Annotated in this window: 33 protein-coding genes; 32 read left to right on the top strand and 1 reads right to left on the bottom strand. The window is 50.0% G+C overall.

Translation table 11 applies throughout. From position 1 onward, the window contains the following. The 3 genes from EHN13_RS21875 to bfr form a co-directional block, all read left to right on the top strand. On the top strand, positions 1 to 595 hold a 595-nt coding region (locus EHN13_RS21875; RefSeq protein ID WP_249039296.1), incomplete at its 5' end, for an EF-Tu C-terminal domain-related protein. Between the two features lie 185 nt (positions 596 to 780). Beyond that, positions 781 to 975 carry a bacterioferritin-associated ferredoxin gene (gene bfd / locus EHN13_RS21880; RefSeq protein ID WP_003031111.1) on the top strand — a complete coding sequence of 65 codons (195 nt, stop codon included), beginning with the start codon at positions 781 to 783 and terminating at the stop codon, positions 973 to 975. A 71-nt stretch (positions 976 to 1,046) separates the two neighbouring features. Further along, on the top strand, positions 1,047 to 1,523 hold the full coding sequence (gene bfr, locus EHN13_RS21885) for a bacterioferritin (protein ID WP_040232010.1): 477 nt from the start codon (positions 1,047 to 1,049) through the stop codon (positions 1,521 to 1,523). Here the strand turns inward: bfr and EHN13_RS21890 are convergent. Further along, positions 1,520 to 1,987 carry a prepilin peptidase gene (locus EHN13_RS21890; protein ID WP_048213524.1) on the bottom strand — a complete coding sequence of 156 codons (468 nt, stop codon included), beginning with the start codon at positions 1,985 to 1,987 and terminating at the stop codon, positions 1,520 to 1,522. The genes bfr and EHN13_RS21890 overlap by 4 nt on opposite strands. A gap of 380 nt (positions 1,988 to 2,367) precedes the next feature. Here EHN13_RS21890 and rpsJ point away from each other — a divergent pair, with 380 nt between their 5' ends. The 29 genes from rpsJ (at position 2,368) to EHN13_RS22035 (ending at position 16,493) form a co-directional block, all read left to right on the top strand. Further along, positions 2,368 to 2,679: a 30S ribosomal protein S10 gene (gene rpsJ, locus EHN13_RS21895; protein ID WP_001181005.1), complete on the top strand. Its 312-nt coding sequence runs from the start codon at positions 2,368 to 2,370 to the stop codon at positions 2,677 to 2,679. Between the two features lie 32 nt (positions 2,680 to 2,711). After that, positions 2,712 to 3,341 (top strand): 50S ribosomal protein L3, encoded by a 630-nt coding sequence (rplC, locus tag EHN13_RS21900; protein WP_003031117.1) that lies wholly within the window; start codon positions 2,712 to 2,714, stop codon positions 3,339 to 3,341. 10 nt (positions 3,342 to 3,351) lie between these two features. After that, positions 3,352 to 3,957: a 50S ribosomal protein L4 gene (gene rplD / locus EHN13_RS21905; protein WP_003031119.1), complete on the top strand. Its 606-nt coding sequence runs from the start codon at positions 3,352 to 3,354 to the stop codon at positions 3,955 to 3,957. Next, entirely contained in the window at positions 3,954 to 4,256 is a 303-nt protein-coding gene (rplW, locus tag EHN13_RS21910) for a 50S ribosomal protein L23 (protein WP_000617546.1), read from the top strand. Before rplD ends, rplW begins: the two co-directional genes overlap by 4 nt. A gap of 17 nt (positions 4,257 to 4,273) precedes the next feature. Continuing rightward, the gene (rplB, locus tag EHN13_RS21915) at positions 4,274 to 5,095 is read left to right on the top strand and encodes a 50S ribosomal protein L2 (RefSeq protein ID WP_000301869.1); all 822 of its coding nucleotides are present in this window, start codon (positions 4,274 to 4,276) and stop codon (positions 5,093 to 5,095) included. A 16-nt stretch (positions 5,096 to 5,111) separates the two neighbouring features. Beyond that, positions 5,112 to 5,390: a 30S ribosomal protein S19 gene (gene rpsS / locus EHN13_RS21920; protein WP_001138115.1), complete on the top strand. Its 279-nt coding sequence runs from the start codon at positions 5,112 to 5,114 to the stop codon at positions 5,388 to 5,390. 14 nt (positions 5,391 to 5,404) lie between these two features. Further along, complete coding sequence (rplV, locus tag EHN13_RS21925) at positions 5,405 to 5,737, top strand: 50S ribosomal protein L22 (protein ID WP_000448832.1); 333 nt, start codon at positions 5,405 to 5,407, stop codon at positions 5,735 to 5,737. Between the two features lie 17 nt (positions 5,738 to 5,754). Further along, a complete protein-coding gene (gene rpsC / locus EHN13_RS21930; protein ID WP_000529945.1) occupies positions 5,755 to 6,456 on the top strand; it encodes a 30S ribosomal protein S3 in 702 nt (233 codons plus the stop codon). Between the two features lie 12 nt (positions 6,457 to 6,468). Next, the gene (gene rplP, locus EHN13_RS21935; protein WP_000941208.1) at positions 6,469 to 6,879 is read left to right on the top strand and encodes a 50S ribosomal protein L16; all 411 of its coding nucleotides are present in this window, start codon (positions 6,469 to 6,471) and stop codon (positions 6,877 to 6,879) included. Next, positions 6,879 to 7,070, top strand: coding sequence for a 50S ribosomal protein L29 (rpmC, locus tag EHN13_RS21940; protein ID WP_000644742.1), 192 nt, complete (start codon positions 6,879 to 6,881; stop codon positions 7,068 to 7,070). The genes rplP and rpmC overlap by 1 nt, the downstream gene beginning before the upstream one ends. Continuing rightward, positions 7,070 to 7,324: a 30S ribosomal protein S17 gene (rpsQ, locus tag EHN13_RS21945; protein WP_003031120.1), complete on the top strand. Its 255-nt coding sequence runs from the start codon at positions 7,070 to 7,072 to the stop codon at positions 7,322 to 7,324. The genes rpmC and rpsQ overlap by 1 nt, the downstream gene beginning before the upstream one ends. A 163-nt stretch (positions 7,325 to 7,487) precedes the next feature. Further along, entirely contained in the window at positions 7,488 to 7,859 is a 372-nt protein-coding gene (gene rplN, locus EHN13_RS21950) for a 50S ribosomal protein L14 (protein WP_124022083.1), read from the top strand. A gap of 10 nt (positions 7,860 to 7,869) precedes the next feature. Then, positions 7,870 to 8,184: a 50S ribosomal protein L24 gene (gene rplX, locus EHN13_RS21955; RefSeq protein ID WP_003031122.1), complete on the top strand. Its 315-nt coding sequence runs from the start codon at positions 7,870 to 7,872 to the stop codon at positions 8,182 to 8,184. Between the two features lie 14 nt (positions 8,185 to 8,198). After that, positions 8,199 to 8,738 (top strand): 50S ribosomal protein L5, encoded by a 540-nt coding sequence (rplE, locus tag EHN13_RS21960; RefSeq protein ID WP_003031123.1) that lies wholly within the window; start codon positions 8,199 to 8,201, stop codon positions 8,736 to 8,738. Positions 8,739 to 8,752: 14 nt separating this feature from the next. Beyond that, positions 8,753 to 9,058, top strand: a complete 306-nt coding sequence (rpsN, locus tag EHN13_RS21965; protein WP_003031125.1) for a 30S ribosomal protein S14 — start codon at positions 8,753 to 8,755, stop codon at positions 9,056 to 9,058. 30 nt (positions 9,059 to 9,088) lie between these two features. Beyond that, positions 9,089 to 9,481: a 30S ribosomal protein S8 gene (gene rpsH / locus EHN13_RS21970; protein WP_003031127.1), complete on the top strand. Its 393-nt coding sequence runs from the start codon at positions 9,089 to 9,091 to the stop codon at positions 9,479 to 9,481. Between the two features lie 12 nt (positions 9,482 to 9,493). After that, the gene (gene rplF / locus EHN13_RS21975) at positions 9,494 to 10,027 is read left to right on the top strand and encodes a 50S ribosomal protein L6 (protein WP_048213523.1); all 534 of its coding nucleotides are present in this window, start codon (positions 9,494 to 9,496) and stop codon (positions 10,025 to 10,027) included. Between the two features lie 9 nt (positions 10,028 to 10,036). Next, a complete protein-coding gene (gene rplR / locus EHN13_RS21980) occupies positions 10,037 to 10,390 on the top strand; it encodes a 50S ribosomal protein L18 (RefSeq protein ID WP_000358960.1) in 354 nt (117 codons plus the stop codon). Between the two features lie 14 nt (positions 10,391 to 10,404). Continuing rightward, positions 10,405 to 10,908, top strand: a complete 504-nt coding sequence (gene rpsE / locus EHN13_RS21985; RefSeq protein WP_003031131.1) for a 30S ribosomal protein S5 — start codon at positions 10,405 to 10,407, stop codon at positions 10,906 to 10,908. A gap of 3 nt (positions 10,909 to 10,911) precedes the next feature. Beyond that, complete coding sequence (rpmD, locus tag EHN13_RS21990; protein WP_001140434.1) at positions 10,912 to 11,091, top strand: 50S ribosomal protein L30; 180 nt, start codon at positions 10,912 to 10,914, stop codon at positions 11,089 to 11,091. Between the two features lie 3 nt (positions 11,092 to 11,094). Beyond that, on the top strand, positions 11,095 to 11,529 hold the full coding sequence (gene rplO / locus EHN13_RS21995; protein WP_003031132.1) for a 50S ribosomal protein L15: 435 nt from the start codon (positions 11,095 to 11,097) through the stop codon (positions 11,527 to 11,529). A gap of 7 nt (positions 11,530 to 11,536) precedes the next feature. After that, positions 11,537 to 12,868, top strand: coding sequence for a preprotein translocase subunit SecY (gene secY / locus EHN13_RS22000; protein ID WP_001118864.1), 1,332 nt, complete (start codon positions 11,537 to 11,539; stop codon positions 12,866 to 12,868). 30 nt (positions 12,869 to 12,898) lie between these two features. Next, a complete protein-coding gene (rpmJ, locus tag EHN13_RS22005) occupies positions 12,899 to 13,015 on the top strand; it encodes a 50S ribosomal protein L36 (protein ID WP_000868187.1) in 117 nt (38 codons plus the stop codon). 146 nt (positions 13,016 to 13,161) lie between these two features. Further along, on the top strand, positions 13,162 to 13,518 hold the full coding sequence (gene rpsM / locus EHN13_RS22010; protein ID WP_003031135.1) for a 30S ribosomal protein S13: 357 nt from the start codon (positions 13,162 to 13,164) through the stop codon (positions 13,516 to 13,518). A 16-nt stretch (positions 13,519 to 13,534) separates the two neighbouring features. Then, positions 13,535 to 13,924, top strand: a complete 390-nt coding sequence (gene rpsK / locus EHN13_RS22015; RefSeq protein ID WP_003031137.1) for a 30S ribosomal protein S11 — start codon at positions 13,535 to 13,537, stop codon at positions 13,922 to 13,924. Between the two features lie 33 nt (positions 13,925 to 13,957). Next, positions 13,958 to 14,578 (top strand): 30S ribosomal protein S4, encoded by a 621-nt coding sequence (gene rpsD, locus EHN13_RS22020; protein WP_003031138.1) that lies wholly within the window; start codon positions 13,958 to 13,960, stop codon positions 14,576 to 14,578. A gap of 25 nt (positions 14,579 to 14,603) precedes the next feature. Next, positions 14,604 to 15,593 carry a DNA-directed RNA polymerase subunit alpha gene (locus EHN13_RS22025; RefSeq protein ID WP_003031139.1) on the top strand — a complete coding sequence of 330 codons (990 nt, stop codon included), beginning with the start codon at positions 14,604 to 14,606 and terminating at the stop codon, positions 15,591 to 15,593. A gap of 40 nt (positions 15,594 to 15,633) precedes the next feature. Beyond that, positions 15,634 to 16,017 (top strand): 50S ribosomal protein L17, encoded by a 384-nt coding sequence (gene rplQ, locus EHN13_RS22030; protein ID WP_001216370.1) that lies wholly within the window; start codon positions 15,634 to 15,636, stop codon positions 16,015 to 16,017. 107 nt (positions 16,018 to 16,124) lie between these two features. Beyond that, positions 16,125 to 16,493 carry a DnaJ family domain-containing protein gene (locus EHN13_RS22035; protein WP_003845236.1) on the top strand — a complete coding sequence of 123 codons (369 nt, stop codon included), beginning with the start codon at positions 16,125 to 16,127 and terminating at the stop codon, positions 16,491 to 16,493.

Consider the following 16,493-nt stretch of genomic DNA (forward strand, 5'->3'; position numbering starts at 1 on the left):
TTCTTACATCCCGGAACCAGAGCGTGCGATTGACAAGCCGTTCCTGCTGCCTATCGAAGACGTATTCTCCATCTCCGGTCGTGGTACCGTTGTTACCGGTCGTGTAGAGCGCGGTATCATCAAAGTTGGTGAAGAAGTTGAAATCGTTGGTATCAAAGAGACTGCCAAGTCTACCTGTACTGGCGTTGAAATGTTCCGCAAACTGCTGGACGAAGGCCGTGCTGGTGAGAACGTTGGTGTTCTGCTGCGTGGTATCAAACGTGAAGAAATCGAACGTGGTCAGGTACTGGCTAAGCCGGGCTCTATCAAGCCGCACACCAAGTTCGAATCTGAAGTGTACATTCTGTCCAAAGACGAAGGCGGCCGTCATACTCCGTTCTTCAAAGGCTACCGTCCGCAGTTCTACTTCCGTACTACTGACGTGACTGGTACCATCGAACTGCCGGAAGGCGTAGAGATGGTAATGCCGGGCGACAACATCAAAATGGTTGTTACCCTGATCCACCCGATCGCGATGGACGACGGTCTGCGTTTCGCAATCCGTGAAGGCGGCCGTACTGTAGGTGCGGGCGTTGTTGCTAAAGTAATGAGCTAATTATTGATTAATTAGCTTTGAGCTTAAAAAGGGCGCTTCGGCGCCCTTTTTGCTGCCTGCAATTTAGTAGCTGTCATATTTATTCGCATTTTTTATTCATTCTCCCGCCGCGGAAATAGCGTTGTGCTATTGTAATCATAACTATTCTCATTTACACTTTGCGCAGAAATTGAACGGGAGCGATCATGTACGTTTGTTTGTGTAATGCGATAAGTGATAAAAAAATTCGTCAGGCTGTTCGCCAGTTTCATCCTCAGTCCTTTCAGCAATTACGTAAGTTTATTCCTGTTGGAAATCAGTGCGGTAAGTGCATTCGTGCTGCGCGTGAAGTCATGCAGGATGAATTAACTCAAATGCCAGAATTTAAAGAGATCGCCTAAGTCACACTCTTTTTTTTGACATCCCTGTAGCCCCATCTACGCTCTAAGAGTGGAAGCGGAGGGACTATAAAATGAAAGGTGATGTTAAAATCATAAATTATCTCAATAAACTATTGGGAAATGAGCTTGTCGCAATCAACCAGTATTTTCTCCATGCCCGTATGTTTAAAAACTGGGGACTGACTCGCCTCAATGATGTTGAGTACCATGAATCAATAGATGAGATGAAACACGCTGATAAATATATTGAGCGTATTTTATTCTTAGAAGGTCTCCCAAACTTACAAGATCTAGGTAAGTTGGGGATTGGTGAAGATGTTGAAGAGATGCTGCAATCCGATCTTCGACTCGAGCTTGATGGTGCGAAAGATTTACGCGAAGCCATTGCTTACGCCGATAGCGTTCATGACTATGTTAGTCGGGATATGATGATTGAGATCCTGACCGAAGAAGAAGGGCATATCGATTGGCTCGAAACGGAGTTGGATCTGATTGGAAAACTTGGATTGCAAAACTATCTGCAATCGCAAATTAAGGTCAGCGACTAACCGCCCTGTATCAGATTTAGCCAGCCAACAACAAAACCCGCAGCCGCCAGATATGGCCCAAAAGGCAGCGGGTTTTTTAGTTTCTTTTTTCCATGCGTTATAAATGCTACACCTGTCATGCAGCAAGCCAGCCCGGCGGCAAGTAAGATCAACAGAGGTAATGAGTCCCATCGATGCCACGCGCCAAGTGCGGCGAGAAATTTTACGTCTCCATAGCCTAATCCTTCTTGATGCCATGCCAGGCGGTATCCCCAATAGAACAGAGAAAATACACCATACCCTGCAATGGCTCCCCAAAGTGCATCGGACAACTGTGTGGGGTTGCAACATTGATGAAAAAGAAGACCACTCCAGAGAAGAGGGCAGGTGAATTTGTCGGGCAATAGGCCAGTACGCAAATCCTGAACCCCAAGCAGTCCGGATAGAGAGATATAAATCAGCAAAAAGGGAAGTTCAGTATTCATGTCTCAATCCGGTGCGAGAAAGAGCTAACTATCAGGCAAGTAGCGCTAACTGCACAACGCCCGAATATCCATTTTGCTGACGTCTTTCCAGGGAATTTGCGCCGCGTAAAAGCGTATACAATCAGAGTGGAATAGCACTCGCATCTGCGTAAGAGTGATTAATTTCTACGCGGCACTTGCTTAAGACTGAGATTTACGTATAATGCGCGGGCTTGTCTAATATTGACAGCGGTTCGATATGAGCCACCGGTAATGCGAAAGCAATACCAGACAATGTTCCCAATCGGGGAACTCTGTAAGAACGGTTACACTCTCCCATCAATCGTAATGGGTTTGAGGAGTAACTATTTCGTCTATAAAATAATTGGAGCTCTGGTCTCATGCAGAACCAAAGAATCCGTATCCGTTTGAAAGCGTTTGATCATCGTCTGATCGATCAATCAACCGCGGAAATCGTCGAGACTGCCAAGCGTACTGGTGCGCAGGTTCGTGGTCCGATCCCGCTGCCGACCCGCAAAGAGCGTTTCACCGTTCTGATCTCCCCGCACGTCAACAAAGACGCGCGTGATCAGTACGAGATCCGTACTCACAAGCGTCTGGTTGACATCGTTGAGCCAACTGAAAAAACCGTTGATGCTCTGATGCGTCTGGACCTGGCTGCCGGTGTAGACGTGCAGATCAGCCTGGGTTAATCAGGTCATCGAGCGATTGAGAGGTTGATACAATGATTGGTTTAGTCGGTAAAAAAGTGGGTATGACCCGCATCTTCACTGAAGATGGCGTATCTATCCCAGTAACCGTTATCGAAGTTGAAGCAAACCGCGTTACTCAGGTTAAAGATCTGGCTAACGATGGCTATCGCGCTGTTCAGGTTACCACCGGTGCTAAAAAAGCTAACCGCGTAACTAAGCCGGAAGCTGGCCACTTTGCTAAAGCTGGCGTAGAAGCTGGCCGCGGCCTGTGGGAGTTCCGTCTGGCAGATGGTGAAGAATACACCGTTGGTCAGAACATTAGCGTTGAACTGTTTGCTGACGTTAAAAAAGTTGACGTAACCGGTACCTCTAAAGGTAAAGGTTTCGCTGGTACCGTTAAGCGCTGGAACTTCCGTACCCAGGACGCTACTCACGGTAACTCCTTGTCTCACCGCGTTCCGGGTTCTATCGGTCAGAACCAGACTCCGGGCAAAGTGTTCAAAGGCAAGAAAATGGCAGGTCAGCTGGGCAACGAACGTGTAACCGTTCAGAGCCTGGACGTAGTACGTGTTGACGCTGAGCGCAACCTGCTGCTGGTTAAAGGTGGTGTTCCGGGTGCGACCGGTTGCGACCTGATCGTTAAACCAGCTGTGAAGGCGTAAGGGGATAGCAATGGAATTAGTATTGAAAGACGCGCAGAGCGCGCTGACTGTTTCCGAAACTACCTTCGGTCGTGATTTCAACGAAGCGCTGGTTCACCAGGTTGTTGTTGCTTATGCAGCTGGTGCTCGTCAGGGTACTCGTGCTCAGAAGACTCGTGCTGAAGTAACTGGTTCAGGCAAAAAGCCGTGGCGCCAGAAAGGTACCGGCCGTGCGCGTTCAGGTTCTATCAAGAGCCCGATCTGGCGTTCAGGTGGCGTGACCTTCGCTGCTCGTCCACAGGACCACAGTCAAAAAGTTAACAAAAAGATGTACCGCGGCGCGCTGAAAAGCATTCTGTCCGAACTGGTACGTCAGGATCGTCTGATCGTTGTCGAATCATTCTCTGTAGAAGCGCCTAAAACTAAGCTGCTGGCACAGAAACTGAAAGACATGGCTCTGGAAGATGTGCTGATCATCACCGGTGAGCTGGACGAAAACCTGTTCCTGGCTGCGCGCAACCTGCACAAGGTTGACGTACGCGATGCAACTGGTATCGACCCGGTTAGCCTGATCGCCTTCGACAAAGTCGTAATGACTGCTGATGCTGTTAAGCAAGTTGAGGAGATGCTGGCATGATTCGTGAAGAACGTCTGCTGAAAGTGCTGCGCGCACCGCACGTTTCTGAAAAAGCGTCTACTGCGATGGAAAAAACTAACACCATCGTTCTCAAAGTTGCTAAAGACGCGACCAAAGCAGAAATCAAAGCTGCTGTGCAGAAACTGTTTGAAGTCGAAGTCGAAGTCGTTAACACCCTGGTAGTTAAAGGGAAAGTTAAACGTCACGGACAGCGTATCGGTCGTCGTAGCGACTGGAAAAAAGCTTACGTCACCCTGAAGGAAGGCCAGAATCTGGACTTCGTCGGCGGCGCTGAGTAAGTCGGAGGAGTAATACAATGGCAGTTGTTAAATGTAAACCGACATCTCCGGGTCGTCGCCACGTTGTTAAAGTGGTCAACCCAGAGCTGCACAAGGGCAAACCTTTTGCTCCGCTGGTTGAAAAAAACAGCAAATCCGGTGGTCGTAACAACAATGGCCGCATCACCACTCGTCACATCGGTGGTGGTCACAAGCAGGCTTATCGTATTGTTGACTTCAAACGCAACAAAGACGGTATCCCGGCAGTTGTTGAACGTCTTGAGTACGATCCGAACCGCTCCGCGAACATCGCGCTGGTTCTGTACAAAGACGGTGAACGCCGTTACATCCTGGCCCCTAAAGGCCTGAAAGCTGGCGACCAGATTCAGTCTGGCGTTGATGCTGCAATCAAAGCAGGTAACACCCTGCCGATGCGCAATATCCCGGTTGGTTCTACCGTTCATAACGTAGAAATGAAACCAGGTAAAGGCGGTCAGCTGGCACGTTCCGCTGGTACTTACGTTCAGATCGTTGCTCGTGATGGTGCTTATGTCACCCTGCGTCTGCGTTCTGGTGAAATGCGTAAAGTCGAAGCAGACTGCCGTGCAACTCTGGGCGAAGTTGGCAATGCTGAGCATATGCTGCGCGTTCTGGGTAAAGCAGGTGCTGCACGCTGGCGTGGTGTTCGTCCTACCGTTCGCGGTACTGCGATGAACCCAGTCGACCACCCACATGGTGGTGGTGAAGGTCGTAACTTTGGTAAGCACCCGGTAACTCCGTGGGGCGTTCAGACCAAAGGTAAGAAGACCCGCAGCAACAAGCGTACTGATAAATTCATCGTACGTCGCCGTAGCAAATAATTTTAGAGGATAAGCCATGCCACGTTCTCTCAAGAAAGGTCCTTTTATTGACCTGCACTTGCTGAAGAAGGTAGAGAAAGCGGTGGAAAGCGGAGACAAGAAGCCCCTGCGCACTTGGTCCCGTCGTTCAACGATCTTTCCTAACATGATCGGTTTGACCATCGCTGTCCATAATGGTCGTCAGCACGTTCCGGTATTTGTTTCCGACGAAATGGTCGGTCACAAACTGGGTGAATTCGCACCGACTCGTACTTATCGCGGCCACGCTGCTGATAAAAAAGCGAAGAAGAAATAAGGTAGGAGGAAGAGATGGAAACTTTAGCTCAACATCGCCATGCTCGTTCTTCTGCTCAGAAGGTTCGCCTTGTTGCAGACCTGATTCGCGGTAAGAAAGTGTCGCAGGCCCTTGATATTCTGACCTACACCAATAAGAAAGCGGCTGTACTGGTTAAGAAAGTCCTGGAATCTGCCATTGCTAACGCTGAACACAACGATGGCGCTGACATTGACGATCTGAAAGTTACGAAAATTTTCGTAGACGAAGGCCCGAGCATGAAGCGCATTATGCCGCGTGCAAAAGGTCGTGCAGATCGCATCCTGAAGCGCACCAGCCACATTACTGTGGTTGTGTCCGATCGCTGAGACTCTGGAGACTAGCAATGGGTCAGAAAGTACATCCTAATGGTATTCGCCTGGGTATTGTAAAACCATGGAACTCAACCTGGTTTGCGAACACCAAAGAATTCGCTGACAACCTGGACAGCGATTTTAAAGTACGTCAGTACCTGACTAAGGAACTGGCTAAAGCGTCTGTATCTCGTATCGTTATCGAGCGTCCGGCTAAGAGCATCCGTGTGACCATTCACACCGCTCGCCCGGGTATCGTTATCGGTAAGAAAGGCGAAGACGTAGAAAAACTGCGCAAAGTCGTAGCGGATATTGCTGGCGTTCCTGCTCAGATCAATATCGCCGAAGTGCGTAAGCCTGAACTGGACGCAAAATTGGTTGCTGACAGCATCACTTCTCAGCTGGAACGTCGCGTTATGTTCCGTCGTGCTATGAAGCGTGCTGTACAGAACGCAATGCGTCTGGGCGCTAAAGGTATCAAAGTTGAAGTTAGCGGCCGTCTGGGCGGCGCGGAAATCGCACGTACCGAATGGTACCGCGAAGGTCGCGTACCGCTGCACACTCTGCGTGCTGACATCGACTACAACACCTCTGAAGCGCACACCACTTACGGTGTAATCGGCGTTAAAGTGTGGATCTTCAAAGGCGAGATCCTGGGTGGTATGGCTGCTGTTGAACAACCGGAAAAACCGGCTGCGCAACCTAAAAAGCAGCAGCGTAAAGGCCGTAAATAAGGAGCGTCGCTGATGTTACAACCAAAGCGTACAAAATTCCGTAAAATGCACAAAGGCCGTAACCGCGGTCTGGCTGCTGGCGCGGATGTTAGCTTCGGCAGCTTCGGTCTGAAAGCTGTTGGCCGTGGTCGTCTGACTGCCCGTCAGATCGAAGCAGCACGTCGTGCTATGACCCGTGCAGTTAAGCGTCAAGGTAAGATCTGGATCCGTGTATTCCCGGACAAACCGATCACTGAAAAGCCGCTGGCAGTGCGTATGGGTAAAGGTAAAGGTAACGTGGAGTATTGGGTTGCCTTGATTCAGCCGGGTAAAGTCCTGTATGAAATGGACGGCGTACCGGAAGAGCTGGCCCGTGAAGCATTCAAGCTGGCAGCAGCGAAACTGCCGATTAAAACCACCTTTGTAACTAAGACGGTGATGTAATGAAAGCAAAAGAGCTGCGTGAGAAGAGTGTTGAAGAGCTGAACACCGAGCTGCTGAATCTGCTGCGTGAGCAGTTCAACCTGCGTATGCAGGCTGCAAGTGGCCAGCTGCAACAGTCTCACCTGTTGAAGCAAGTGCGTCGTGATGTCGCACGCGTTAAGACTTTACTGACTGAGAAGGCGGGTGCGTAATGACCGATAAAATCCGTACTCTGCAAGGTCGCGTTGTTAGCGATAAAATGGAGAAATCCATTGTTGTTGCTATCGAACGTTTTGTGAAACACCCGATCTACGGTAAATTCATTAAGCGTACGACCAAACTGCACGTACATGACGAGAACAACGAATGCGGTACTGGTGACGTGGTTGAAATCCGCGAATGCCGTCCGCTGTCCAAGACCAAGTCCTGGACGCTGGTTCGCGTTGTAGAGAAAGCCGTTCTGTAATACAGTAGGCATTCTCAACGAATAAACGGCTCAGCGATGAGCCGTTTATTTTTTCTACCCATATCGTTGAAGCGGTGTTATAATGCCGCGCCCCCGATATGGGGCTTTTTTAACGACCTGATTTTCGGGTCTCAGTAGTAGTTGACATTAGCGGAGCACTAAAATGATCCAAGAACAGACTATGCTGAACGTCGCCGACAACTCCGGTGCACGTCGCGTAATGTGTATCAAGGTTCTGGGTGGCTCGCACCGTCGCTACGCAGGCGTCGGCGATATCATCAAGATCACCATCAAGGAAGCAATTCCGCGTGGTAACGTCAAAAAAGGTGATGTGCTGAAGGCGGTAGTGGTGCGCACCAAGAAGGGTGTTCGTCGCCCGGACGGTTCTGTCATTCGCTTCGATGGAAATGCATGCGTTATTTTAAACAATAACAGCGAGCAACCTATCGGTACGCGTATTTTTGGGCCGGTAACTCGTGAACTTCGTAACGAGAAGTTCATGAAAATTATCTCTCTGGCACCAGAAGTACTCTAAGGAGCGAATCATGGCAGCGAAGATCCGTCGTGATGACGAAGTTATCGTGTTAACCGGTAAAGATAAAGGTAAACGCGGTAAAGTTAAGAATGTCCTGTCTTCCGGCAAGGTCATTGTTGAAGGTATCAACCTGGTTAAGAAACATCAGAAGCCGGTTCCGGCCCTGAACCAACCAGGCGGCATCGTAGAGAAAGAAGCAGCTATTCAGATCTCTAACCTTGCTATCTTCAACGCGGCAACCGGCAAGGCTGACCGTGTAGGCTTTAGATTCGAAGACGGCAAAAAAGTCCGTTTCTTTAAATCTAACAGCGAAACTATCAAGTAATTTGGAGTAGTACGATGGCGAAACTGCATGATTACTACAAAGACGAAGTAGTCGCTAAACTCATGACTGAGTTTAACTACAATTCTGTCATGCAAGTCCCTCGGGTCGAGAAGATCACCCTGAACATGGGTGTTGGTGAAGCGATCGCTGACAAGAAACTGCTGGATAACGCAGCAGCTGACCTGACAGCAATCTCCGGTCAAAAACCGCTGATCACCAAAGCACGCAAATCTGTTGCAGGCTTCAAAATCCGTCAGGGCTATCCGATCGGCTGTAAAGTAACTCTGCGTGGCGAACGCATGTGGGAGTTCTTTGAGCGCCTGATCACTATTGCTGTTCCACGTATCCGTGACTTCCGTGGCTTGTCCGCTAAGTCTTTCGACGGTCGTGGTAACTACAGCATGGGTGTCCGTGAGCAGATCATCTTCCCAGAAATCGACTACGATAAAGTCGACCGCGTGCGTGGTTTGGATATTACCATTACCACTACTGCGAAATCTGACGAAGAAGGCCGTGCTCTGCTGGCTGCCTTTGACTTCCCGTTCCGCAAGTAAGGTAGGGTTACTGAATGGCTAAGCAATCAATGAAAGCACGCGAAGTAAAGCGCGTAGCTTTAGCTGATAAGTACTTCGCAAAACGCGCTGAACTGAAAGCTATTATCTCTGATGTGAACGCGACCGACGAAGATCGTTGGAACGCAGTTCTCAAGCTGCAGTCTCTGCCGCGTGATTCCAGCCCGTCCCGTCAGCGTAACCGCTGCCGTCAAACAGGTCGTCCGCATGGCTATGTGGGCAAGTTCGGGTTGAGCCGTATCAAACTGCGTGAAGCCGCCATGCGCGGTGAAGTACCAGGCTTGAAAAAGGCTAGCTGGTAATTACCAATTGAATCACGGGAGTAAAGACAGATGAGCATGCAAGATCCGATCGCGGATATGCTGACCCGTATCCGTAACGGTCAGGCCGCGAATAAAGCTGCGGTCACCATGCCTTCCTCCAAGCTGAAAGTGGCAATTGCCAACGTGCTGAAGGAAGAAGGTTTTATTGAAGATTTTAAAGTTGAAGGCGACACCAAGCCGGAACTGGAACTTACTCTCAAGTATTTCCAGGGTAAAGCTGTTGTAGAAAGCATTCAGCGTGTCAGTCGCCCAGGTCTGCGCATTTATAAGCGTAAAGACGAGCTGCCGAAAGTTATGGCTGGCATGGGTATCGCAGTTGTTTCTACCTCTAAAGGTGTTATGACTGATCGTGCAGCGCGCCAGGCTGGTCTTGGTGGCGAAATTATCTGCTACGTAGCCTAATCGGAGGAAAAAATGTCTCGTGTTGCTAAAGCACCGGTCGTTATTCCTGCCGGCGTTGATGTAAAAATCAACGGTCAGGTTATTACGATCAAAGGTAAAAACGGCGAGCTGACTCGTACTCTCAACGATGCTGTTGCAGTAAATCATGCAGATAATGCACTGACCTTCGGTCCGCGTGATGGTTACGCAGATGGATGGGCTCAGGCTGGTACCGCGCGTGCCCTGCTGAACTCAATGGTTGTCGGTGTTACCGAAGGCTTCACTAAGAAGCTTCAGCTGGTTGGTGTAGGTTATCGTGCAGCGGTTAAAGGGAATGTAGTAAACCTGGCTTTAGGTTTCTCTCACCCAGTTGACCATCAGCTGCCTGCGGGAATCACTGCAGAATGTCCGACTCAGACTGAGATCGTGCTGAAAGGCGCTGATAAACAGCTGATCGGTCAGGTTGCAGCAGATCTGCGCGCCTACCGTCGTCCTGAGCCTTATAAAGGCAAGGGTGTTCGTTACGCCGACGAAGTCGTGCGTACCAAAGAGGCTAAGAAGAAGTAAGGTAACACTATGGATAAGAAATCTGCTCGTATCCGTCGTGCGACCCGCGCACGCCGCAAGCTCCAGGAGCTGGGTGCAACTCGCCTGGTGGTACATCGTACCCCGCGTCATATTTACGCACAGGTAATTGCACCGAACGGTTCTGAAGTTCTGGTAGCTGCTTCTACTGTAGAAAAAGCTATCGCTGAACAATTGAAGTACACCGGTAACAAAGACGCTGCTGCAGCTGTAGGTAAAGCTGTTGCTGAACGCGCTCTGGAAAAAGGCATCAAAGATGTATCCTTTGACCGTTCCGGGTTCCAATATCATGGTCGTGTCCAGGCACTGGCAGATGCTGCCCGTGAAGCTGGCCTTCAGTTCTAAGGTAGAGGTGTAAGATGGCTCACATCGAAAAACAAGCTGGCGAACTGCAGGAAAAGCTGATCGCGGTTAACCGCGTATCTAAAACCGTTAAAGGTGGTCGTATTTTCTCCTTCACAGCTCTGACTGTAGTTGGTGATGGTAACGGTCGCGTTGGTTTTGGTTACGGTAAAGCGCGTGAAGTTCCAGCAGCGATCCAGAAAGCGATGGAAAAAGCCCGTCGCAATATGATTAACGTCGCGCTGAACCACGGCACCCTGCAGCACCCGGTTAAGGGTACTCACACGGGTTCTCGTGTATTCATGCAGCCGGCTTCCGAAGGTACCGGTATCATCGCCGGTGGTGCAATGCGCGCCGTTCTGGAAGTCGCTGGAGTTCGTAACGTTCTGGCTAAAGCGTATGGTTCCACTAACCCGATTAACGTGGTTCGTGCAACTATCGATGGTCTGGAAAATATGAAATCTCCGGAAATGGTCGCTGCCAAGCGTGGTAAATCCGTTGAAGAAATTCTGGGGAAATAAACCATGGCAAAGACTATTAAAATTACTCAAACCCGCAGTGCAATCGGTCGTCTGCCGAAACACAAGGCAACGCTGCTTGGCCTGGGTCTGCGTCGTATTGGTCACACCGTAGAGCGCGAGGATACTCCTGCTGTTCGTGGTATGGTCAACGCGGTTTCCTTCATGGTTAAAGTTGAGGAGTAAGAGATGCGTTTAAATACTCTGTCTCCGGCCGAAGGCTCTAAAAAAGCGGCTCGCCGCCTGGGTCGTGGTATCGGTTCTGGCCTCGGTAAAACCGGTGGTCGTGGTCACAAAGGTCAGAAGTCTCGTTCTGGCGGTGGCGTACGTCGCGGTTTCGAGGGTGGTCAGATGCCTCTGTACCGTCGTCTGCCGAAATTCGGCTTCACTTCACGTAAAGCAGCGATTACAGCCGAAGTTCGTCTGTCTGACCTGGCTAAAGTTGAAGGCGGTGTTGTAGACCTGAACACGCTGAAAGCAGCCAACATTATCGGTATCCAGATCGAGTTCGCGAAAGTGATCCTGGCTGGTGAAGTCACTACTCCGGTAACTGTTCGTGGCCTGCGTGTTACTAAAGGCGCTCGTGCTGCTATCGAAGCTGCTGGCGGTAAAATCGAGGAATAAGTAGCAGATGGCTAAACAACCGGGATTAGATTTTCAAAGTGCCAAAGGTGGCTTAGGCGAGCTGAAACGCAGACTGCTGTTTGTAATCGGCGCGCTGATTGTGTTCCGTATTGGCTCTTTCATTCCGATCCCTGGTATTGATGCCGCTGTACTTGCCAAACTGCTTGAGCAACAGCGAGGCACCATCATTGAAATGTTTAACATGTTCTCTGGTGGTGCACTCAGCCGTGCTTCTATCTTTGCTCTGGGGATCATGCCGTATATTTCGGCGTCGATCATTATCCAGCTGCTGACGGTGGTTCATCCAACGCTGGCAGAAATTAAGAAAGAAGGGGAGTCTGGTCGTCGTAAGATCAGCCAGTACACCCGTTACGGTACTCTGGTGCTGGCTATATTCCAGTCGATCGGTATTGCTACCGGTCTGCCGAATATGCCTGGTATGCAGGGCCTGGTGATGAACCCAGGCTTTGCATTCTATTTCACCGCTGTTGTAAGTCTGGTTACAGGGACGATGTTCCTGATGTGGTTGGGTGAACAGATTACTGAACGTGGTATCGGCAACGGTATCTCAATCATTATCTTCGCCGGTATTGTCGCGGGACTCCCGCCAGCCATTGCCCATACTATCGAGCAAGCGCGTCAAGGCGACCTGCACTTCCTCGTGTTGCTGTTGGTTGCAGTATTAGTATTCGCAGTGACGTTCTTTGTTGTATTTGTTGAGCGTGGTCAACGCCGCATTGTGGTAAACTACGCGAAACGTCAGCAAGGTCGTCGTGTCTATGCTGCACAGAGCACACATTTACCGCTGAAAGTGAATATGGCGGGGGTAATCCCGGCAATCTTCGCTTCCAGTATTATTCTGTTCCCGGCGACCATCGCGTCATGGTTCGGGGGCGGGACTGGTTGGAACTGGCTGACAACAATTTCGCTGTATTTGCAGCCTGGGCAACCGCTTTATGTGTTACTCTATGCGTCTGCAATCATATTCTTCTGTTTCTTCTACACGGCGTTGGTTTTCAACCCGCGTGAAACAGCAGATAACCTGAAGAAGTCCGGTGCATTTGTACCAGGAATTCGTCCGGGAGAGCAAACGGCGAAGTATATCGATAAAGTAATGACCCGCCTGACTCTGGTTGGTGCGCTCTACATTACCTTTATCTGCCTGATCCCGGAGTTCATGCGTGATGCAATGAAAGTACCGTTCTACTTCGGTGGGACCTCACTGCTCATCGTTGTTGTCGTGATTATGGACTTTATGGCTCAAGTGCAAACTCTGATGATGTCAAGTCAGTACGAGTCTGCATTGAAGAAGGCGAATCTGAAAGGCTACGGCCGTTAACAGTCGCCCGAGAAGTTACGGAGAGTAAAAATGAAAGTTCGTGCTTCCGTCAAGAAATTATGCCGTAACTGCAAAATCGTTAAGCGTGATGGTGTCATCCGTGTGATTTGCAGTGCCGAGCCGAAGCATAAACAGCGCCAAGGCTGATTTATTCGCATATTTTTCTTGCAAAGTTGGGTTGAGCTGGCTAGATTAGCCAGCCAATCTTTTGTATGTCTGTGCGTTTCCATTTGAGTATCCTGAAAACGGGCTTTTCAGCATGGTGCGTACATATTAAATAGTAGGAGTGCATAGTGGCCCGTATAGCAGGCATTAACATTCCTGATCAGAAACATGCTGTGATCGCATTAACTTCGATCTACGGCGTCGGCAAGACCCGTTCTAAAGCCATTCTGGCTGCCGCGGGTATCGCTGAAGATGTTAAGATCAGTGAGCTGTCTGAAGAACAAATCGACACGCTGCGTGACGAAGTTGCCAAATTTGTCGTTGAAGGTGATCTGCGCCGTGAAGTTAGCATGAGCATCAAGCGCCTTATGGATCTTGGTTGCTATCGCGGTTTGCGTCATCGTCGTGGTCTCCCGGTTCGCGGTCAGCGTACCAAGACCAACGCACGTACCCGTAAGGGTCCGCGCAAACCGATCAAGAAATAATCGGGGTGATTGAATAATGGCAAAGGCACCAATTCGTGCACGTAAACGTGTAAGAAAACAAGTCTCTGACGGCGTGGCTCATATCCATGCTTCTTTTAACAACACCATCGTTACCATTACTGATCGTCAGGGTAACGCACTGGGTTGGGCAACAGCCGGTGGTTCCGGTTTCCGTGGTTCTCGCAAATCCACTCCGTTTGCAGCTCAGGTTGCAGCAGAGCGTTGCGCTGAAGCCGTAAAAGAATACGGTATCAAGAATCTGGAAGTTATGGTCAAAGGACCGGGTCCAGGTCGCGAATCTACTGTTCGTGCTCTGAACGCCGCTGGTTTCCGCATCACTAATATTACTGATGTGACTCCGATCCCTCATAACGGTTGTCGTCCGCCGAAAAAACGTCGCGTATAACGCTGTCGTTTCTAGGATTGTTGGAGAAAGAAAATGGCAAGATATTTGGGTCCTAAGCTCAAGCTGAGCCGTCGTGAGGGCACTGACTTATTCCTTAAGTCTGGCGTTCGCGCGATCGATACCAAGTGTAAAATTGAACAAGCTCCTGGCCAGCACGGTGCGCGTAAACCGCGTCTGTCTGACTATGGTGTGCAGTTGCGTGAAAAGCAAAAAGTTCGCCGTATCTACGGTGTGCTGGAGCGTCAGTTCCGTAACTACTACAAAGAAGCAGCGCGTCTGAAAGGCAACACCGGTGAAAACCTGTTGGGTCTGCTGGAAGGTCGTCTGGACAACGTTGTATACCGTATGGGCTTCGGTGCCACTCGTGCAGAAGCACGTCAGCTGGTCAGCCATAAAGCAATTATGGTAAACGGTCGTGTTGTTAACATCGCTTCTTATCAGGTTAGTCCGAATGACGTTGTTAGCATTCGTGAGAAAGCGAAGAAGCAGTCTCGCGTGAAAGCCGCTCTGGAGCTGGCTGAGCAGCGTGAAAAGCCAACCTGGCTGGAAGTTGATGCTGGCAAGATGGAAGGTACGTTCAAGCGTAAGCCGGAGCGTTCTGATCTGTCTGCGGACATTAACGAACACCTGATCGTCGAGCTTTACTCCAAGTAAAGCTTAGTACCAAAGAGAGGACACAATGCAGGGTTCTGTGACAGAGTTTCTAAAACCGCGCCTGGTAGATATCGAGCAAGTGAGTTCGACGCACGCCAAGGTGACCCTTGAGCCTTTAGAGCGTGGCTTTGGCCATACTTTGGGTAACGCACTGCGCCGTATTCTGCTCTCATCGATGCCGGGTTGCGCGGTGACCGAGGTTGAGATTGATGGTGTACTACATGAGTACAGCACCAAAGAAGGCGTTCAGGAAGATATCCTGGAAATCCTGCTCAACCTGAAAGGGCTGGCGGTGAGAGTTCAGGGTAAAGATGACGTTATTCTTACCTTGAATAAATCTGGCATTGGCCCTGTGACTGCAGCCGACATTACCCATGATGGGGATGTCGAAATCGTCAAGCCACAGCACGTGATCTGCCACCTGACCGATGAGAATGCATCTATTAGCATGCGTATCAAAGTTCAGCGCGGTCGTGGTTATGTGCCGGCTTCTACCCGAATTCATTCGGAAGAAGATGAGCGCCCAATCGGCCGTCTGCTGGTCGACGCATGCTACAGCCCTGTAGAGCGTATTGCCTACAATGTTGAAGCAGCGCGTGTAGAACAGCGTACCGACCTGGACAAGCTGGTCATCGAAATGGAAACCAACGGCACAATCGATCCTGAAGAGGCGATTCGTCGTGCGGCGACCATTCTGGCTGAACAACTGGAAGCTTTCGTTGATTTACGTGATGTACGTCAGCCGGAAGTTAAAGAAGAGAAACCAGAATTCGATCCGATCCTGCTGCGCCCTGTTGACGATCTGGAATTGACTGTCCGCTCTGCTAACTGCCTCAAAGCAGAAGCTATCCACTATATCGGTGATCTGGTACAGCGTACTGAGGTTGAGCTTCTTAAGACGCCTAACCTTGGTAAAAAATCTCTTACCGAGATTAAAGACGTGCTGGCTTCCCGTGGACTGTCTCTGGGCATGCGCCTGGAAAACTGGCCACCGGCAAGCATCGCTGACGAGTAACCGGATCACAGGTTAAGGTTTTACTGAGAAGGATAAGGTCATGCGCCATCGTAAGAGTGGTCGTCAACTGAACCGCAACAGCAGCCATCGCCAGGCTATGTTCCGCAATATGGCAGGTTCACTGGTTCGTCATGAAATCATCAAGACGACTCTGCCGAAAGCGAAAGAGCTGCGTCGCGTAGTTGAGCCGCTGATTACTCTTGCCAAGACTGATAGCGTAGCTAATCGTCGTCTGGCATTCGCCCGCACTCGTGATAACGAGATCGTGGCAAAACTGTTTAACGAACTGGGCCCGCGTTTCGCGAGCCGCGCCGGTGGTTACACTCGCATTCTGAAGTGTGGTTTCCGTGCAGGCGACAACGCGCCGATGGCATACATCGAGCTGGTTGATCGTTCAGAGAAAACAGAAGCTGCTGCAGAGTAATCTGTAGTAACGTAAAAAAACCCGCCTCGGCGGGTTTTTTTATATCCGTCATATCCCCACTTATCTACAATATCTGTACTCTTTTTGTTCATCCCCTGGAGTGTTGTATGTGGTTACTGGACCAGTGGGCAGAGCGCCATATTATTGATGCACAATCTAAAGGTGAGTTTGATGATTTACCGGGAACGGGCGAACCGCTGACTCTTGACGATGACTCCCATGTCCCGCCTGAACTCCGAGCCGGATACCGTTTATTAAAAAATGCAGGTTGCCTCCCTCCTGAGCTCGAGCAACGCAGAGAAGCAATACAGCTGCTTGAAATACTCGCGGGGATCCGCAAAGATGATCCAAGTTATCCGGAGGTGAGCCGAAGACTGTCGCTGCTGGAACTTAAACTTCGGCAGGCTGGACTCAGCACCGAGTTTTTGCGCGGTGACTACGCAGATAAGCTGCTAAAAAAGATCAACGATGAATAG

It is taken from the genome of Citrobacter youngae, from assembly GCF_003818115.1.
Classification (GTDB): domain Bacteria; phylum Pseudomonadota; class Gammaproteobacteria; order Enterobacterales; family Enterobacteriaceae; genus Citrobacter; species Citrobacter youngae.

Excerpts from the sequence above, each read along its gene's own strand:
- bfd (WP_003031111.1), top strand. The coding sequence starts at position 781 with ATGTACGTTTGTTTGTGTAATGCGATAAGTGATAAAAAAATTCGTCAG.
- bfr (WP_040232010.1), top strand. The coding sequence starts at position 1,047 with ATGAAAGGTGATGTTAAAATCATAAATTATCTCAATAAACTATTGGGA.
- EHN13_RS21890 (WP_048213524.1), bottom strand. The coding sequence starts at position 1,987 with ATGAATACTGAACTTCCCTTTTTGCTGATTTATATCTCTCTATCCGGA.
- rpsJ (WP_001181005.1), top strand. The coding sequence starts at position 2,368 with ATGCAGAACCAAAGAATCCGTATCCGTTTGAAAGCGTTTGATCATCGT.
- rplC (WP_003031117.1), top strand. The coding sequence starts at position 2,712 with ATGATTGGTTTAGTCGGTAAAAAAGTGGGTATGACCCGCATCTTCACT.
- rplD (WP_003031119.1), top strand. The coding sequence starts at position 3,352 with ATGGAATTAGTATTGAAAGACGCGCAGAGCGCGCTGACTGTTTCCGAA.
- rplW (WP_000617546.1), top strand. The coding sequence starts at position 3,954 with ATGATTCGTGAAGAACGTCTGCTGAAAGTGCTGCGCGCACCGCACGTT.
- rplB (WP_000301869.1), top strand. The coding sequence starts at position 4,274 with ATGGCAGTTGTTAAATGTAAACCGACATCTCCGGGTCGTCGCCACGTT.
- rpsS (WP_001138115.1), top strand. The coding sequence starts at position 5,112 with ATGCCACGTTCTCTCAAGAAAGGTCCTTTTATTGACCTGCACTTGCTG.
- rplV (WP_000448832.1), top strand. The coding sequence starts at position 5,405 with ATGGAAACTTTAGCTCAACATCGCCATGCTCGTTCTTCTGCTCAGAAG.
- rpsC (WP_000529945.1), top strand. The coding sequence starts at position 5,755 with ATGGGTCAGAAAGTACATCCTAATGGTATTCGCCTGGGTATTGTAAAA.
- rplP (WP_000941208.1), top strand. The coding sequence starts at position 6,469 with ATGTTACAACCAAAGCGTACAAAATTCCGTAAAATGCACAAAGGCCGT.
- rpmC (WP_000644742.1), top strand. The coding sequence starts at position 6,879 with ATGAAAGCAAAAGAGCTGCGTGAGAAGAGTGTTGAAGAGCTGAACACC.
- rpsQ (WP_003031120.1), top strand. The coding sequence starts at position 7,070 with ATGACCGATAAAATCCGTACTCTGCAAGGTCGCGTTGTTAGCGATAAA.
- rplN (WP_124022083.1), top strand. The coding sequence starts at position 7,488 with ATGATCCAAGAACAGACTATGCTGAACGTCGCCGACAACTCCGGTGCA.
- rplX (WP_003031122.1), top strand. The coding sequence starts at position 7,870 with ATGGCAGCGAAGATCCGTCGTGATGACGAAGTTATCGTGTTAACCGGT.
- rplE (WP_003031123.1), top strand. The coding sequence starts at position 8,199 with ATGGCGAAACTGCATGATTACTACAAAGACGAAGTAGTCGCTAAACTC.
- rpsN (WP_003031125.1), top strand. The coding sequence starts at position 8,753 with ATGGCTAAGCAATCAATGAAAGCACGCGAAGTAAAGCGCGTAGCTTTA.
- rpsH (WP_003031127.1), top strand. The coding sequence starts at position 9,089 with ATGAGCATGCAAGATCCGATCGCGGATATGCTGACCCGTATCCGTAAC.
- rplF (WP_048213523.1), top strand. The coding sequence starts at position 9,494 with ATGTCTCGTGTTGCTAAAGCACCGGTCGTTATTCCTGCCGGCGTTGAT.
- rplR (WP_000358960.1), top strand. The coding sequence starts at position 10,037 with ATGGATAAGAAATCTGCTCGTATCCGTCGTGCGACCCGCGCACGCCGC.
- rpsE (WP_003031131.1), top strand. The coding sequence starts at position 10,405 with ATGGCTCACATCGAAAAACAAGCTGGCGAACTGCAGGAAAAGCTGATC.
- rpmD (WP_001140434.1), top strand. The coding sequence starts at position 10,912 with ATGGCAAAGACTATTAAAATTACTCAAACCCGCAGTGCAATCGGTCGT.
- rplO (WP_003031132.1), top strand. The coding sequence starts at position 11,095 with ATGCGTTTAAATACTCTGTCTCCGGCCGAAGGCTCTAAAAAAGCGGCT.
- secY (WP_001118864.1), top strand. The coding sequence starts at position 11,537 with ATGGCTAAACAACCGGGATTAGATTTTCAAAGTGCCAAAGGTGGCTTA.
- rpmJ (WP_000868187.1), top strand. The coding sequence starts at position 12,899 with ATGAAAGTTCGTGCTTCCGTCAAGAAATTATGCCGTAACTGCAAAATC.
- rpsK (WP_003031137.1), top strand. The coding sequence starts at position 13,535 with ATGGCAAAGGCACCAATTCGTGCACGTAAACGTGTAAGAAAACAAGTC.
- rpsD (WP_003031138.1), top strand. The coding sequence starts at position 13,958 with ATGGCAAGATATTTGGGTCCTAAGCTCAAGCTGAGCCGTCGTGAGGGC.
- EHN13_RS22025 (WP_003031139.1), top strand. The coding sequence starts at position 14,604 with ATGCAGGGTTCTGTGACAGAGTTTCTAAAACCGCGCCTGGTAGATATC.
- rplQ (WP_001216370.1), top strand. The coding sequence starts at position 15,634 with ATGCGCCATCGTAAGAGTGGTCGTCAACTGAACCGCAACAGCAGCCAT.
- EHN13_RS22035 (WP_003845236.1), top strand. The coding sequence starts at position 16,125 with ATGTGGTTACTGGACCAGTGGGCAGAGCGCCATATTATTGATGCACAA.